Source organism: uncultured Shewanella sp. (assembly GCF_947501225.1).
Classification (GTDB): domain Bacteria; phylum Pseudomonadota; class Gammaproteobacteria; order Enterobacterales; family Shewanellaceae; genus Shewanella.
Window position 1 is genome coordinate 23,087 of the sequence record NZ_CANMUW010000025.1, and the last position, 16,604, is coordinate 39,690.

Here is a 16,604-nt window from a genome sequence, read left to right on the forward strand (position 1 = left end):
ATCCATGCTTGAATTATGCTCTACCTTTGATGCTTAGGGGTCGTTCCCCAGACATTTTTCTTCGCCGGACGCTTACGGGATGCTCCCGGCTTGCCAGACTGTCCACCAGCGCTTTTTCCAGATTCTTGCCTAGCCGATGACCCACTCTTACCCTTAGCAGCTGCGCCGCCCTTGCCTTTAGCCCTGCGATCGGCAAATTGATCTTCGCTGAAGCGGGTAAAGGCTTTCTTACCCCCTTTATTCGACGTCGAGCCTCTGTTAGCTCCGCCCCCCTTGCCTTTGCTACGGTTTGCTTCACGCTCCTGACGGGACTCGGCCGGCACTAAACAATCAGCACCATTACCGATAAGCTTCTCTCTGCCCATCTCAATCAGGGCCTCACGGATCATGGGCCATCCGGCCGGATCATGATAACGCAGCAGGGCCTTATGCAGTTTTCGCTGCCGTCCTCCCTTAGGCACTGCGATCTGCTCACTGGTATGCTTCACATTTTTCATCGAGTTAAGCTCGGTATGATAGACAGTCGTCGCATTCGCCATGGGAGACGGGTAGAAGTTCTGTACCTGATCCAGCTTAAACTTCTCACCCTTCAGCCATAGAGCCAGATTCACCATATCTTCATTAGTGGTTCCCGGATGAGCCGAGATGAAGTAGGGAATAAGATACTGCTTCTTGCCCGCCTCTTTCGAGTACTTATCGAATAACTCTTTAAATCTGTCATAGGTGCCCATTCCCGGTTTCATCATCATATCGAGTGGCCCCTTCTCGGTATGCTCAGGTGCGATTTTCAGGTACCCCCCGACATGATGGGTCGCCAACTCTTTCACATAGCGGGGATCCTCGGATGCCAGGTCATAACGCACTCCCGAGGCGATCAAGATCTTCTTGATCCCGGGCAGATCGCGCGCCGCGCGATAAAGGTCGATAGTGGGCTGATGATCGGTATCCATATGGCCACAAATATCGGGGAAGATGCAGGAGAGGCGACGGCAGGTTTGCTCTGCCTTCTCGCTCTTACAGCCCAGGTGATACATATTAGCCGTCGGCCCGCCAAGGTCTGAGATAACCCCGGTAAATCCAGGCACCTTATCTTGAATATCTTTAATCTCCTTCACAACCGACTCTTGCGAACGACTTTGAATGATTCGCCCCTCATGCTCGGTAATAGAGCAGAAAGAGCAGCCACCAAAACAGCCGCGCATGATGTTGATAGAGGTCTTGATCATGTCATAGGCAGGGATCTTCTCTTTGCCATATGAGGGGTGAGGCACACGTTTATAGGCTAAACCGAAGACACCATCCATCTCATCGGTATTCAACGGCAGTGCCGGCGGGTTAACCCAGACACCACGCTCCGCATGAACCTGAAACAGGGCTCGGGCACAACCCGGGTTCTGCTCCTGATGCAAGATCCGCGATGCATGAGCATACAGATACTTATCCTCTGCCACTTTTTCATAACTTGGCAGCTGAATATAGCTCTTCTCCCAGGGCTTGGGCTTAGGTGGCTGAACACTGATCGCCTTAGGGGCATCGTTATCGAATATCTTCTCATCCGTCGGGCCCGACAGGTTCTTACAACCCACATCATCGGCACCATATGGGTTTGGAATTGGATCTATCTTATGAAGTTGATCGATTTTACGCGAATCTATCCCTTTCCATTCAGGAAGCGGCGTCTTGCGGATCACTGTAGTACCACGAACATCATGCATATCGGCAATCAACTCACCATCGGCAAGGCGATGTGATATCTCAACCAGCGGGCGCTCGGCATTGCCATAGACGAGAATATCGGCCTTGGCATCCAATATTACACTGCGACGCACCTTATCGGACCAATAATCGTAGTGAGCGGTGCGGCGAAGACTCGCCTCAATACCGCCAATCACAACGGGAACCTGTTTGAATGCCTCTTTGCAACGTTGGGTATAGACAGTTACCGCACGATCGGGCCGTTTGCCTCCTATATTACCCGGCGTGTAGGCATCATCATGGCGCATACGGCGTTCGGCAGTATAACGGTTGATCATCGAGTCCATATTGCCTGCTGTAACCCCAAAGTAGAGATTGGGTTTACCCAGCTTCATAAAGTCGTTCTTGTTTGACCAATCCGGCTGAGAGATGATACCAACCCTAAACCCCTGAGCTTCCAGCATGCGTCCAATGATCGCCATGCCGAAACTCGGGTGGTCCACATAAGCGTCCCCGGTCACTATGATGATGTCACAACTGTCCCAACCTAACCTGTCCATCTCTTTACGGGACATAGGCAGAAACGGAGCTGGACTCTTCGACTCGGAGCGATGCTTAGGGTAAGTAAATAATGTGGATTCAACTTGCATGAGTTTACAGCCTGGCGTTAACAGAGTGAGATAATAGTCGGTGCCCTAAAGCGGGAGGCGGATTATAGCAGGCTAGCGGGTCAAAATGCGAACAAATATTAACCAGCCAGACAATAATAAGCGGATACCGTCTGTGAAATGTATTACCCCTACATAATACAGGGATGCTTACCCATACTCGCGCAGAGGGTATCGGCTCAATCCATCTATCTCAGACTTGATAAAAAATAGCCTAAGTTTATCCCGGCTAATATCAGAATAACCAACCAACTCAATAACCCTCCCCAAAAGCGGCCCAGATGATAACCGCCCCGGCCCTGAGTCAAGCCTATCGCATGTAAGATTCGACCTAAGATCCAGATAATACCCAGAACATGCAAAAACAGGTCTGGCAGATGGTTTAACTCTGCAACCACCAATAAGAGCATTGCGATAGGCGCATTCTCGACTAAATTGGCGTGTACTCTGTTAGCCAGCCTTAACGCTTCATTGCCAGAGGTGCCCAAACCAATTTTATACTTTCGACGTAGTTGAATCACCCGCATTGCAAACATGACGACAAAGATTGCGGTAATGCTGATATAAAGGCCGGAAATGGCAACGGACATAGGGCTTCCTCTTGCTGTGGTTTCAACCAGCATTGCAACTTATTGGTGGGAAGTAAATATTTTCCATCTGATTAACCTTTTTCCCACAAACTAGGTTAATATGCGCTCGTTTGGCGCCTCCTAAAACTAAAACAACAATGGACCCTGCTAGTGAACAACGAAGAATTTATTGAAAAACGTAAATTTATCATTAAATTAGGCAAGTCTCTGCATAAGTTTGGGACTCCGGCTTATCGGCTGGAAGCACATCTTCAGGCCGTCACTAAACTCCTTGGGCTCGAGGGGTATTTTCTTATCTCTCCCACCGCGATGACCTTCGTTCTTCAACACGATGCCGATCAAGAGTACAACCATGTAGCCAGGGTGAAGCCCGGCGAATTAGATCTCGGCGCTCTGGCCCGTACCGATGAGCTGGTTGAAGAGTTAGTTTCAGGCAAGCGTACCCTTCAGGAAGCCTTAGATCGACTCGACGAGATAGCTAATAAACCCAACGCCTATGGCTCCTTGCTCACCTTACTGGCATTTGGCAGCTCGGCGGGAGCCTTTGCCATGCTGATGGGAACGAGCTGGAACGACGTATTCTGGTCGGCGCTGCTTGGTTTCATGGTCTATGGGCTGGTTTATCGCGCGGAACGTTCTAAGCGCATGGCCGAGATGCTCGAGCCCTTAGCCGCAATCCTGTGCGCCCTGGTCGCCAGCGGCATTACCCAAATCGATCCTCATATCAATATGCCCGTGGTTATTCTATCCGGCATCATCATCTTCGTACCCGGGTTGGCCCTCACCTTAGGCTTAGCCGAGCTCGCCGCCAGAGATCTCATCTCTGGAACGGCTCGTATCATGGATGCATGTATGCTGCTGTTTAAGCTCTATTTTGGGGCAATTTTCGGCATGGTGGTTGGTAAGGCGATATTTGGTGAAGCCATCTACTTCGAGCCAGAGCCAGTTCCCCTTATCGCCGTCTGGTCTGCGGTACCTATCCTGTCGATGGCACTGGTGATCATATTCAAGGCTCGCATGAAAGACTCCCCCTGGGGAATACTCGCAGGCATAGTGGCCTTCTTCTCATCTATGTTGGGCGCCATCTATCTGGGCGCTTCTATCGGCATCTTCTTCGGCGCATTCGCGGTAGGCGTCTATTCAAACCTGTTTGCACGTTGGATGAAGGCACCCGCTTCTATCGCCCTTCTACAGGGTATCGTTATTCTGGTTCCCGGCAGTAAAACCTATATTGGCCTGAATACGCTTATCTTAGGTGAGACCATGCTGAATCAGTCTCATATCGGTAGCCAGATCTTCCTGATCTTTATGTCTATCGTTGCAGGATTAATCTTTGCCAACGTCGCCGTATCACCGCGCAGAACGCTATAAAACAGATCGATTACCAGCGAAAAAATCCATAATGGTGATGCTTTCTCCCCCGGAAAACATCACCGCTACATCTGTATTTGCTTAAGTAAAATCATCCACTTATTTTGCTTTTTTTCTTGACTAACTCGCCACTGGCGTGTGTTATTAAATTGTAAGAAAACTGTTTATTTTTTCCTCATCCAATCGAAAGGTAATCATATAAGGCGCACCTATGCAGGGTTACAAGTCGTATCTACCTCTTTTCATTACTACCCTTTTAGCCTCTATGGCTAGTTGGGGGGAAGAGGTAGATTCGGAGCAAGGTGAGCTGGCCAAGAAAAAAAAACTGAATAAGATTGTTGTCACCAGCAATCCCATCTTCGATGAGTCGGCCCCCGATAGTTTTTTCATTCATCGCTGGGCAAACTATCTGCATATCAATACCAGAGAGTCGATGATCTTAAAGAAGCTTCCTTTTGCAGAAGGCAGCAGCATCAACCAAAAAGATCTGGAGGAGGCTCAGAGAAACTTAAGAGCAGAACCCTATATACGAGACGCTAAGATCAGCTTCTCAGAGAGAGATCCTCAAGCAGACACTCCCTATGAAGGAGAAACGGTATTGGTAGAGACCTGGGATAACTGGTCTCTGTTGCCGACCCTCAGCTTCTCCCATAGCGGGGGAGAGAATGAATTTTCGATTGGAATAAAAGAGGATAACCTGCTGGGGCACGGCATAAGAACCAGAATGAACTATCAGTCTGATGCCGATAGAACAGGCTATAAACTCGCTGTCGAGGCTCCACTCGATAGCGTTGTCAAACACTCTAAGTTAGGCGTAAGCTTTTACGACAACAGTGATGGTCAGTCGAAACAGCTCTATTTTTACAAACCCTTTTACACCTTAGATACCAAAGATAGTTACTCCTTTACCTATCTTGAAGATCTGCGCAACGATACCCTGAAGCAGAATGGCATGGATATCAACGAATTTGAGGTTAAGCAGGATTTCACTAATCTGGCTTATGGTTGGCGCATATCGAAAAACGATGATGCCAGATCCCGTATTATCATGGGCTTAACCCAGGATAAAAATCGATTCTCTCATCTCAACAGCTTCCCTGACTCGACACTCCCCCAAGATAGAGACTTCCTCTACCCTTGGGTAGCCTATGAATACCTGCAGGATGATTACGCTGTTCTCAATAATGTACATCTGATAAGCAACAACGAAGACTTTAACTTAGGCTGGCACCACTACCTGAAGCTTGGTTTAGAGACGAATGACACCGACAGCAGCTCCCCTCTCGGCTACCATATAGACTGGAAAACGACCCGTGGCTATAGGGATGAGACTGATCTACTGCTACTGGAATTTGACGGAACAGCCACCCTAGCCACCCGCCAAAAAGAGTTCTACCGGCTCAATGCATCGGCCGAGTATTTTTACCAGATACACCCCAAGTGGACGGCCTATGCAAAGACAAGAATAAGTACCTCAAAGAATAACTACCTAGATCAGACCTTCGCCCTGGGTGATGACACTGGGATCAGAGGCTACCCCAATGATTATCAACACGGAGATCATCAATGGTTGTTGACGGCTGAACTCCGCCACTATCCACAGGTAAACCTCTATCAACTCGCAGAGCTAGGCTGGGCCGCCTTTATCGATGTCGGTCAGGCATTCGGTGGGCCGGATGAAAATAATGAAGTGTCGACTCCCATCGGCAGCTTAGGTGTCGGAGCCCGAATTTTCTCCTCTCACTCCAGCTATGGAAATGTGGCTCATATCGACTTTAGTGTGCCTTTCACTTCGGGGGAAGAGGTCAATAGTTGGGAGTGGCGCTTTCAGGTAAAGAGTCATTTCTGACCGACTATAATTCAGTTCGGTGACCCAAATTTACAGGAGCTCAAGCTGATAACAAACATGGTAAACCCGGCCCCGCTATACCTGATCTTGCTAGTTACCTTCCTCATTAGCGGATGCCTCTCGGCTCAACCTTTAAAAATTGTCTGCCATGAGTTTGCCCCCTTCAGTTACCGGGAGCAAAACCAAAAAATCACCGGCATTCTGGTAGAGATAACACGTCTTGCTTGCCAGGATTGGCCTCAGGGTTGCGAGATAGAGCTGCTACCCAATAAGCGCGCGAAACAGCAATTTAGCCAGGGGCTCGCCCAGGGACATTTTCAGGGCTGGAACGAAGAGCGGGCACTCACAACCTGGTTCTCAATCCCACTCCTGCAAACAGAGTATGGTTTTTACTCACCACTGACACGCCCCCTGACAGATCTCAGGCAGACACCGGGAAAGAGTATTGGTACCTTCGGCCCCTCTAACACACTTTCCTCACTGATGAGACTCGACAGTCGACAGGTGCGTCTCGGCTTCCCTCCTATAAATATCATGCTTGCAAGCTCTGGTGATGAACAGCCATTGAAGATGCTGCAAAAGAGGCGATTCGATGCCTACTATGTCAATAAAGAGGTCGGAGCCTATTATGCGAAGCAACTGGGGATGGATGACCTCTACTACCTCTCCAGCGGCCAGCCGATACATTACTTTATCGGTTTTAAGATGCTGCACAATGACTATGAGACCATTAAGGCGTTTAACCACCTGCTGCTCAAACTCTATCGAGCACATCGCTTCGATGCACTCCTTGCCCAATGGGGAATGCAGGCTTCACCTTTACTGCCTGCCGAGTTTTCTGATCTAAATATCCCCTATTAAGCCGTTATCACTTAGCGTTTTTTTGAACACCTATGATAGAGTTCTAATCTTAGGGCGTTCAGAAAAATGTAGCCAAAGCGATGAGGACCATTCAATGAGAACCATAGTGATCACCGGAGCCAGCAGAAGGTTGGGTTTATTTCTGGTCGAAAATTTTATTTCTATGGGCGAAAGAGTGATCGCCGTAACCAGGAGTGCTCCGGAAGCGTTTAAGACGTTCGATTCAGAACACTTTTATCCGATTCAAATTTCAGACTATGACCAAACGGGTGTGACTAAACTTGTTAGCGAGCTGGAAGGTATCTCAGAAAGAGTCGATCTACTGATAAACAATGCCTCCATGTATGACACAGATCCCGAGAGCCTTGAAGAGTTAGAAGAGCACTATCTATCACTGTTCAATGTCCACATGCTGTTTCCCGGCCTGTTAATCACAGCCTTAAAGGAGCATATGTACAGCGAAAGTACACCTGGTGTCGTGGTTAATATTACCGATATTTATGCCGAAAACCCAAATCCACAATACGCACTATATTGTTCGACCAAGTCGGCCTTAGAGAGCTTAACCAAGTCATTTGCCAAGAAATTTGCACCTGGAGTGCGTTGCAACTCCATCATGCCCGGACCGATACAGTTTCTTGAGAAGCATACCGACCAACAAAAATCTGACGTATTCAGAGAGACCTTGTTACCGTTTGAGGGCGGATACATGCCTGTTTTTCAAGCCGTAACCTTCCTGCTCGATAACCACTATGTTACCGGAGCCGGCATTAAAGTTGATGGCGGTAGGTCCATCTGTAGAGGGTAAGCCGTATTGAGACAGATCGACATATCTGCTTGGCTCTACCGTGAGCAGACTGGAGACATATGACTCACGGGAGGAGAGGAAGAGCGAAAAGTCCAGTATCTCAGAGTATGTCACAATATCGATATCGGCCACCCTATCGACGAGTGAGCAATCTGAGGCTTCCCGATCTCTGCCCAGTGAGGTCTCAATTAAGTTAGTGACAAGTTTAACCTCATCCGGCCCTTTCGCCGATTCGACCACGGCCAGGGAGTTAAGAAACCTATGCTCGCTCTCAATCCCTATCGGCTCCGTATAGATAAAGGGGAAGCCAATTACCACCCCGAAGCGTTGACATAAGGCGGAGGTGATCCTTACGGCATTCAATTCAGGCGCTATGTTGGTTCCGATCGAGAGGTAGTAGTACATCTTATCGCAATAACTTCCTTATATTTGCCCCGATAAATTCAGTAATATCAACCTGAAATACAACACCATCAAGGTAACAGATACTGTGTCGCTTAAGCTCAATAATTCAGCATATTAAATGATGGTACCGCAAAAATAACAGTGGGTCACATACAAATAAGCCGACCTCAAGATGATTTAAGACGAGTAATTTAGTGGCTGTGGCCCTGGGACAGATTAATCATCACGACCCCGACAGCGACAAACAACATACCGATCCAAGCCGTCATATCCAGGTGCTGGCGATAGAAGAGTGTCGAGAGCAGCGCGACGGTTACAATTGCCATACCGGCCCAGAGTGCATGCACTATCCCCACCGGCATCCCCTTCATCGCCTGCCCCAAGAAAAGAAAGGCCGTCAGGTGTCCCAGGATAACCATGGCGGCCGGCAGAGGCCTTGTGAAACCATCGGTCGCCTTAAGCGCCACATGAGACAGGGATTCAGCCATGACTCCCAGTAACAGAAAGATCCAACTCATAGTAAAGCCTTAAATTTAAAGTGTTCGGCAGCATTGATTGAAATACTGATCTAGTTGCATCAATTATATTTATATTGATTAAGGTGATAATCGGCTCAAATAACAAATCACTTTTACCAAACTGTAATAAAAACTTGGGATCCTAAAAAAAGAGGTGCAGCCATAGATGGCAGCACCTCTTCAATTCAGTCATATTCAGGAAAACAGCGGTTACCTACTCAGATGCTCGGCATGAAAACGCAGATGGTTTTCTATAAAGCTTGAGATGAAGTGATGGTAATAACTGTGGTCATACCCTTCACGATAGTTCAACCAGCTCCCCAGATGCTCAGCATGAAAACGCAAATGGTTTTCTATGAAGCTTGCGGTGAAGTGGTGGTAATAAATGTGGTCATACCCTTCACGATAGTTCAACTAGCTCCCCAGATGCTCAGCATGAAAACGCAGATGGTTTTCTATGAAGCTTGAGATAAAATAGTAACTGTGGTCATACCCTTCACGATAATTAAGCTCTAACGGGTAGCCACTCACCTTTGCTGCAGCTTCAAGCACTTCGGGCTTCAGCTGCTCAACAAGAAAGTCATCGGCGTCCCCTTGGTCAACCAGGGCGGGAACAAACTTTGTTGACTGTCGCATCAAGACGCTGGAGTCATATTCCGCCCAAGTCGCAGAATCCCGCCCCAGATAGGCGGTTAGTGCCTTCTTGCCCCAAGGACAATTGACCGGGTTACTGATCGGACTGAAGGCCGAAACAGACTGGTATGCATCACTATTGCGCAGCGCAATAACTAACGCGCCATGCCCCCCCATAGAGTGCCCCGCAATGGAGCGCTTATCACTGACCGGGAACGTAGATTCGATCAATTTTGGTAACTCATCGACAACGTAATCATACATACGGTAGTGACGATTCCATGGTGCCTGAGTCGCATTGACATAAAAGCCCGCCCCTTTACCAAGATCGTAGCCTTCATCATCGGCGACATCCTCGCCTCTGGGACTGGTGTCCGGTGCGACGATAGCGATGCCAAGCTCGGCAGCCAGAGCCTGCACGCCCGCTTTCTGCATAAAGTTTTCATCGGTACAGGTCAAGCCGGAGAGCCAGTACAGAACCGGAACCTTCTTTCCATTCGATGCTTGTGGCGGCAGATAGATGGCGAATCGCATATCACAATTTAACGCCTTGGAGTGATGAGTGTACTGTTTATGCCAGCCACCAAAACTCTTGTTCACACTAATATTTTCAATTGTCACGCTTGAGTCTCCGTAATCGTTCCGGCTTAGCCTGTGATAACACTGACCAGGCCGGAACTACAGGATAAATATCTGTCGCAGCTATTACTTATCGAAGTGGATAACTGTGCGGATACTCTTACCTTCATGCATCAGGTCAAATGCATCATTAACCTGCTCAAGGCCCATGGTGTGAGTAATAAAGTCATTCAACTGGAACTCACCTGCCATGTAACGCTCAACATACTCAGGTAACTCAGAGCGACCCTTAACACCACCGAATGCCGAGCCTTTCCATACACGCCCCGTCACTAACTGGAACGGACGGGTAGAGATCTCCTGCCCTGCACCGGCGACACCGATTACTACAGACTCACCCCAACCTTTATGACAACACTCCAGTGCGCTGCGCATCACGTTAACGTTACCGATACACTCGAATGAGTAATCGACACCACCGTCGGTCAACTCAACAATCACCTCTTGAATTGGCTTATCGTAGTCATTCGGGTTGATAAAGTCTGTTGCGCCAAGCTTACGGGCCAGCTCGAATTTACTCTCATTGATATCGATAACTATGATACGTGACGCTTTGGCCATAGTTGCACCGATAACTGCAGATAGACCGATACCACCCATACCGAAGATAGCAACCGTAGCACCCTCTTCAACTTTAGCCGTATTCATCACGGCCCCCATACCGGTAGTCACACCACAACCAAGCAGGCAAACCTCTTCCAGTGGCGCTTCCGGGTTAACTTTAGCCAATGAGATCTCAGGCAGTACCGTGTACTCAGAGAAGGTAGAAGTTCCCATGTAGTGGAAGATATCTACGCCATCTTTTGAGAATCGTGTAGTGCCATCGGGCATCAAACCTTTCCCCTGAGTTTCACGGATCTTCTGACAAAGGTTAGTCTTACCAGACTTACAGAATTTACATTCGCCGCACTCGGGCGTATAGAGAGGGATCACATGATCACCAACCTGCACGCTGGTTACACCTTCACCGATAGACTCTACGATACCGCCACCTTCATGGCCCAGAATGCATGGGAAGATCCCCTCCGGGTCATCACCGGAAAGCGTAAATGCATCGGTATGACACACGCCTGTGGCGATCATCTTAATTCGAACCTCACCTTTTTGAGGAGGCATCACATCTACGATCTCCATAGATAGTGGCTCACCTACGGCCCAGGCTACTGCGGCTTTGGATTTAATTGTCTGTGCTGTCATCGATATTTCCTAAATTTGAAAAAGTAAAAAACGGTCTTATCTGAATCAGTGCCGCGATTAATATGGTAAATATTATAGTCACCACCAAGAGATTGATAATCCCACACTGATGCAAATGACTTTTACCATATGGTAATAATTAACTGTAACCGGTCTCCAACAATTATCGGCGAACAGAGCTTAACAACCTGATTAAATTGACTTAAATTCAAAAAAAGCATTCAATAGTGTGACATCAACGAAAGTCATCATTCATCTCAACTGACTATCTTTACTGGCTCGCCGGTTGATCTGGCTCAGATCATTTTGTCGCTTATCCGACTCACTCTGGCAGTCAACACAGAGCCGAACACCGACAACGGCTTTTCTACGTGCCTCGGGGATCGGGCTTTCACACTCCTCACAAAAAAGTAAACTTTGGCCTGCCGGTAACCGACTCCTGGCCTGGGCAACGCCATCCTCAACACTATTATCAATTTGATCTTGTACTGCACCGTCTCTTGACCAACCGCCAGCCATTGCACCTCCTCCTCTTTGTCTCTTAATGAGTTCGTTTGCCTGATACCAACCAGTAAGTCACGCCCAGCGCGATAATCACGGCAGCCGACGCCCATACATATTCAGGCTCAACCTCTTTAAAATCTAAGACGATAATTTTTCTTGAGATGGCCATCAGCGCGGTCGCAATGACTATCTGCACATGGATCACCTCCTCTTTTAGATAGATGGTAATGTTTTGGAAAATTTCGATAGCGATTAACACAGCCAGAAAAGAGCCAAAGATAGCTAAGATCTCCTGCATATCTATCAGGCCATAGGGCGGGGTGACGACCTCGATGAGTAACACTCGCCCCACGTCGATGACACTCCACAAGATGACCAGAGTCATTAATACAGCTAACATTCGCACCGCATAATGGATTACCTGTCCCAACTTATTAATCAGCGGCTCTCTCTCTATCTTTTCCATCTCGACTCCCCGGCATTATTTAACGCACTAACAAATTTAAACGGTTAGAAAGACCAAGTGTCTCGCGCCGTTTCGATGGGAGTATTATATTTACCCTCCACAAAGATGATAATCCACCTAAAATACAAATAACTTTTACCAGAAAGTAACAATAAGCAAGAGTAAGATAGCTGCACTAGAGTGTAGTCAATAGTCACGATGGCAAGCACAGCATTCGCCTCTCTGATAGCCTCTTTTGCGCTAAGCCAGGCAGAACAGTCACTTAAGAAGCTAGATTCGAAACAGCTACTCAACGCAAGGCATAAAAAAAGCGCCGCAGCGCTTTTTGGGTTCCTATGTCGATAATGCAGATGCCGCCTTCGTCTGAAGACGGCATGTCATCTCTTTACATAACTTTCTTGAAAATATTGATGATCTCTGCAGTCGTAGCCTTTCTGGGGTTGGTTAAGGAGCAGGCATCATTCAGTGCATTGATCGCCATAAACTCCAGCTTTTCCTCTTTTACACCAAGATCTGCCAACTTCTGCGCCGTACCAACCGATGCTGATAACTTCTCGATAGCCTGAATACCGGCTTCAGCGGCATCGGCGAACGTCATTCCCCTAGTGTCTACACCCATGGCTTCCGCTATATCGGCAAAACGTTCAACCTTGTCAACTGCATTAAAGCGTGAGACTTCCGGCAGTAAGATTGCATTACAAAGACCGTGTACCAGGTCATAGACACCACCCAGTTGGTGAGCCATCGAATGTACATAACCTAATGAAGCATTGGAAAATGCCATACCCGCAAGATACTCACCGTATTGCATGGCATCACGAGCATCACGGTCCTCACCCTTGTTGACAGCCGTTTCCAGATTCTGGGCAATAAGCTCGATAGCTTTAATCGCCGAGGCATCGGTTATCGGGGTCGCAGCCGTTGAAACATAGGCTTCCACCGCATGAGTCAATGCATCCATGCCTGTCGCTGCCGTAAGAAACTTAGGCATGGCAACCATCAACTCAGAGTCGTTTACTGCGATAATTGGGGTCAGATTTTTATCCACAACCGGGTATTTGGTCTCATCCTCCTCATTGGTCACGATGGCAAATACCGTCATCTCTGCAGCAGTACCTGCCGTAGTGTTAACCGTCACCAGAGGAAGCTGGGGCTTGGTCGACAGGTGAACGCCCTTAGAGTAATCACGGATGTGACCACCGTTGGCCGCTACCAGAGCGATACCTTTGGCACAATCATGTGAGGAGCCGCCACCAAATGAGATAACGAAGTCACAGCCTTGTGCTTCAAGCAGAGACAGGCCCTGTTCGATATTATTTTCTGTCGGGTTAGGCTTAACACCATCGAAGATAACGAAATCGATGTTGTGCTCGGTTAATTCGTCGGTCAGCTTATCTACCAGCTTGATATCTATCAGTGCCTTGTCGGTAACGATCAGTGCCTTGCTGAAGTTTCTGGCATTGAGTTCGCCACCCAGCTGCTTTATCGCATTCTGTCCCATAAGAGACATGGGGGGCATATAAAATGTAGTGCTCATTCTTCATTCCTTATCTTTAAAAAAATCGTTCTTCGGCCTATCCAGATGGATTGCAAACAGCTCTGATAGTGCCGCCATGACTTCGACGTTGCCGTCGTACCCATTTCGATGAGAAGAATTATATTTACCTTTCGAATAATGATAATCCGCCAATTTTGAAAATATCTTTTTCCCGGCAGTAACAATAACAAACAACTCAACCAACTGTTTTAAAAGGCTATTGATAAGTTTTAAGTGAAGAGATAATGGTTCAAACCTTAATGTTGCATTTATTCATAGAGTGACCACAATAAAGAGTTATAACGCAAATATAATTACCAGGAGGTAACAATGTTTAACTGGGAAGGTGTCAGCGAATTTGTTGCCGTCGCAGAGGCTGAGAGTTTTACCAAAGCCTCAAAGCGTCTTGGGATATCCACCGCGCAGGTCAGCAGACAGGTCAGCGCATTAGAGACCAGGATGGCAACTAAGTTGTTTCACCGCACGACCCGCAAGGTGTCGGTGACCGAAGTGGGCCGGATCTATTATCAACACTGCCGGCAGGTACTGGACGGGTTAGAGGAGGCCGAGCGCGCCATCACCAACTTACAGAGTACACCGAGGGGGCTGTTGAAAATTACCGCCCCGGTTACCTATGGAGAAAGAACCCTGGCGCCGCTGGTGAACGACTTTATCGCTAAATACCCGGAACTTGAAGTGAAGGTAAGTCTGACGAATCAGAAGGTGGACCTGATCGATGAAGGGTACGATCTCGCAATTAGGCTGGGGCAGCTCGAAGACTCGAGTATGATGGCTAAAAGGCTCGGCTCCCGTACCCAATATGTCTGCGCCTCCCCGGATTATGTTTCAACATTTGGTATACCCCATTCGCTGTCGGAGTTAGAACAGCATAACTGCCTGCAGGGAACGCTGGATTACTGGCGATTTCAAGAGGGTGGAAAAACGAGAAATGTCAGGGTTAAGGGTAACCTAAGCTGTAACAGCGGCCACGCCCTGGTCGATGCTGCGATAAAAGGGATAGGCATCATTCAGCTGCCTGACTACTATGTCTTACCTTTCCTGGAAGATGGACAACTGATCCCCTTGTTGGAGCAAAACCGCCAGCCTGACGAGGGGATCTGGGCACTCTATCCCCATAACAGGCACCTGTCACCTAAGGTGCGTATGCTACTCGACTACCTGAGTGAAGCCCTGAACTAAACTCACCTCTACCGGGGCCTGTAGGCCCCAACCGCCTCTTCCCCCAATGTTGCTTTAACATCATCCTCCCTCTCATTTATTACAAATAGGTAAAAGTGATTTACCTTTTACAGCAATTGTTCCTCAAAAGGCTGTAATTATAATGGCCGCTATCTGATGCTCCTCCGCTTTACCTCTCATACCATTCGTATCAACAGTGAAGCTTCGAGGCTCTATCGTCAACTTTCAGTTATGCACCACTTTGAGTGCGCTAAGGAATTATTATGTCTCGTGTTGTAATTGTCGGCGGTGGCGGTGGCGCCGCCGGACTGGAGCTGGCCAGCATCCTGGGCCGCTCGGTAAACCGTCAAGATGAAGTGATCTTAGTAGAGGGGGAGACTCACCACTACTGGAAACCCAGATTTCATGAGATAGCCGCCGGCACATTCGATAACGATCTCGATACGCTCTGCTACTTCAGCCATGGCGCAAAGAATGGCTACATGCATTACCAGGGGTGGATGACAGATATAAAGCGCGAAGAGAAACAGCTGGTCGTAAGCAAGCCAAACGGTGAAACAGATTTCATCAAATATGACTACCTGGTTATCGCCATAGGCGCAATTAGCAATGACTTTGCAACCCCTGGCGCACAAGAGCACTGCCAATTTTTAGATACACCGGAACAGGCACGCAACAGCTGGCTCCAAATTAGCTCACTGCTACGCTCCGGACAGCAGCGAACAGTAAACATAGTCGGAGCAGGGGCAACCGGCCTTGAGCTCGCCGCCGAACTCGCTAAAGTGAGCAAAAGATTAACGCTAAACCCATATGCGGCCAGACTCACAATCAACTTGATCGAAGCCGCCGATAGAGTCTTGCCCAATAGCCCGCTGAAGATGTCTCGTCAGGCGCAAGAGATGCTGGAAAGTTATGATATCAATATCATGCTAAATACCAGAATTGCCGGCGTTGAGCCACAGGGGATGACCACCAGCGATGGTCTGAAACTCGATGCCGATATTCAATTTTGGGCAGCGGGCATTAAGGCACCGAATTGGTTGAAAAACATAGGTGGTCTTGAAAGCAACAGCGCCAATCAGCTCATGGTACAGCAAACATTGGTCAGCACCCTGGACCCAAGTATTTTTGCACTGGGAGACTGCGCAGCGATCCCACAAGGGGATGGTGCCATGGTGCCACCGAAGGCACAAGCCGCTAACCGTGCCGCGGTGCACCTGGCCAAAAGCTTAACCGGGTTGATGAGGGGGAAATGCCTCACACCTTTCGTTTATAAAGATGGCGGCATGGTCGTAGCGATAGGCCATAACTTCGCGATCAGTACCATGATGAATGACAAGCTAATCTTGAAAGGGCGATTAGTTCGCCGTCTCTACGACACCATTTTCCGCCTGCATCAAAAAACGGTCAGCGGCCTGTTTACCATGTCACGCCTGATCATAGCAAAGCGATTGAAGTGCATCTTCCAGCCTGGTTGACAGGCAATATAGAGCGCATTTATCCAATCACGCGGCCTTTATGCCCGATAAACTGAGGGCTTTCTTTAATTAGGTGACATTGGTGCCCGATAAGCCGAAGCTGTAGACTGACAGCAAAAAGCCCGAAGCTCATTAAAACTGAGGGCTTTCTTTTATTAGGTGACATTGGTGCCCGATAAGCCGAA

The 16,604-nt window shown here is 48.2% G+C and carries 15 protein-coding genes and 2 pseudogenes; 6 read left to right on the plus strand and 11 right to left on the minus strand.

The window, feature by feature from the left end:
• Positions 1-20: 20 nt before the first annotated feature.
• Together Q1B47_RS20885 and Q1B47_RS20890 are read right to left on the minus strand one after the other, a co-directional pair.
• Positions 21-2,345 carry a YgiQ family radical SAM protein gene (locus Q1B47_RS20885; protein WP_299798412.1) on the minus strand — a complete coding sequence of 775 codons (2,325 nt, stop codon included), beginning with the start codon at positions 2,343-2,345 and terminating at the stop codon, positions 21-23.
• A gap of 206 nt (positions 2,346-2,551) precedes the next feature.
• Positions 2,552-2,953: an MAPEG family protein gene (locus tag Q1B47_RS20890; protein ID WP_299798415.1), complete on the minus strand. Its 402-nt coding sequence runs from the start codon at positions 2,951-2,953 to the stop codon at positions 2,552-2,554.
• Positions 2,954-3,103: 150 nt separating this feature from the next.
• Here Q1B47_RS20890 and Q1B47_RS20895 point away from each other — a divergent pair, with 150 nt between their 5' ends.
• The 4 genes from Q1B47_RS20895 (at position 3,104) to Q1B47_RS20910 (ending at position 7,842) form a co-directional block, all read left to right on the plus strand.
• A complete protein-coding gene (locus Q1B47_RS20895) occupies positions 3,104-4,324 on the plus strand; it encodes a threonine/serine exporter family protein (protein WP_299798418.1) in 1,221 nt (406 codons plus the stop codon).
• A gap of 265 nt (positions 4,325-4,589) precedes the next feature.
• Positions 4,590-6,173: a ShlB/FhaC/HecB family hemolysin secretion/activation protein gene (locus tag Q1B47_RS20900; protein ID WP_299798452.1), complete on the plus strand. Its 1,584-nt coding sequence runs from the start codon at positions 4,590-4,592 to the stop codon at positions 6,171-6,173.
• Between the two features lie 57 nt (positions 6,174-6,230).
• Entirely contained in the window at positions 6,231-7,034 is an 804-nt protein-coding gene (locus Q1B47_RS20905) for a transporter substrate-binding domain-containing protein (RefSeq protein ID WP_299798421.1), read from the plus strand.
• A 94-nt stretch (positions 7,035-7,128) separates the two neighbouring features.
• Positions 7,129-7,842 carry an SDR family NAD(P)-dependent oxidoreductase gene (locus tag Q1B47_RS20910; RefSeq protein WP_299798423.1) on the plus strand — a complete coding sequence of 238 codons (714 nt, stop codon included), beginning with the start codon at positions 7,129-7,131 and terminating at the stop codon, positions 7,840-7,842.
• On the opposite strand, the gene Q1B47_RS20915 is transcribed toward Q1B47_RS20910, so the two are convergent.
• The 9 genes and pseudogenes from Q1B47_RS20915 to Q1B47_RS20955 form a co-directional block, all read right to left on the minus strand.
• Positions 7,723-8,247, minus strand: a complete 525-nt coding sequence (locus tag Q1B47_RS20915; RefSeq protein ID WP_299798426.1) for a 2-amino-4-hydroxy-6-hydroxymethyldihydropteridine diphosphokinase — start codon at positions 8,245-8,247, stop codon at positions 7,723-7,725. The genes Q1B47_RS20910 and Q1B47_RS20915 overlap by 120 nt on opposite strands.
• Before the next feature lie 191 nt (positions 8,248-8,438).
• A complete protein-coding gene (locus tag Q1B47_RS20920) occupies positions 8,439-8,765 on the minus strand; it encodes a multidrug efflux SMR transporter (protein ID WP_299798428.1) in 327 nt (108 codons plus the stop codon).
• 210 nt (positions 8,766-8,975) lie between these two features.
• Positions 8,976-9,077, minus strand: a pseudogene (locus Q1B47_RS20925) (S-formylglutathione hydrolase); the annotation flags it as partial.
• Between the two features lie 9 nt (positions 9,078-9,086).
• Positions 9,087-9,179, minus strand: a pseudogene (locus Q1B47_RS20930) (S-formylglutathione hydrolase); the annotation flags it as partial.
• Positions 9,180-10,019: an S-formylglutathione hydrolase gene (gene fghA / locus Q1B47_RS20935; protein WP_299798430.1), complete on the minus strand. Its 840-nt coding sequence runs from the start codon at positions 10,017-10,019 to the stop codon at positions 9,180-9,182.
• A gap of 84 nt (positions 10,020-10,103) precedes the next feature.
• Entirely contained in the window at positions 10,104-11,234 is a 1,131-nt protein-coding gene (locus Q1B47_RS20940) for an S-(hydroxymethyl)glutathione dehydrogenase/class III alcohol dehydrogenase (RefSeq protein ID WP_299798432.1), read from the minus strand.
• Positions 11,235-11,486: 252 nt separating this feature from the next.
• Positions 11,487-11,753, minus strand: a complete 267-nt coding sequence (locus tag Q1B47_RS20945) for a DksA/TraR family C4-type zinc finger protein (RefSeq protein WP_299798435.1) — start codon at positions 11,751-11,753, stop codon at positions 11,487-11,489.
• 22 nt (positions 11,754-11,775) lie between these two features.
• On the minus strand, positions 11,776-12,204 hold the full coding sequence (locus Q1B47_RS20950) for a phosphate-starvation-inducible PsiE family protein (RefSeq protein WP_299798437.1): 429 nt from the start codon (positions 12,202-12,204) through the stop codon (positions 11,776-11,778).
• Between the two features lie 385 nt (positions 12,205-12,589).
• A complete protein-coding gene (locus tag Q1B47_RS20955) occupies positions 12,590-13,741 on the minus strand; it encodes an iron-containing alcohol dehydrogenase (protein WP_299798440.1) in 1,152 nt (383 codons plus the stop codon).
• Between the two features lie 330 nt (positions 13,742-14,071).
• Between Q1B47_RS20955 and Q1B47_RS20960 the strand changes: the two genes are divergently transcribed.
• Together Q1B47_RS20960 and Q1B47_RS20965 are read left to right on the plus strand one after the other, a co-directional pair.
• Complete coding sequence (locus Q1B47_RS20960; RefSeq protein WP_299798443.1) at positions 14,072-14,941, plus strand: LysR substrate-binding domain-containing protein; 870 nt, start codon at positions 14,072-14,074, stop codon at positions 14,939-14,941.
• A gap of 263 nt (positions 14,942-15,204) precedes the next feature.
• Positions 15,205-16,419, plus strand: a complete 1,215-nt coding sequence (locus Q1B47_RS20965; RefSeq protein ID WP_299798446.1) for an FAD-dependent oxidoreductase — start codon at positions 15,205-15,207, stop codon at positions 16,417-16,419.
• Positions 16,420-16,604: the final 185 nt, after the last annotated feature.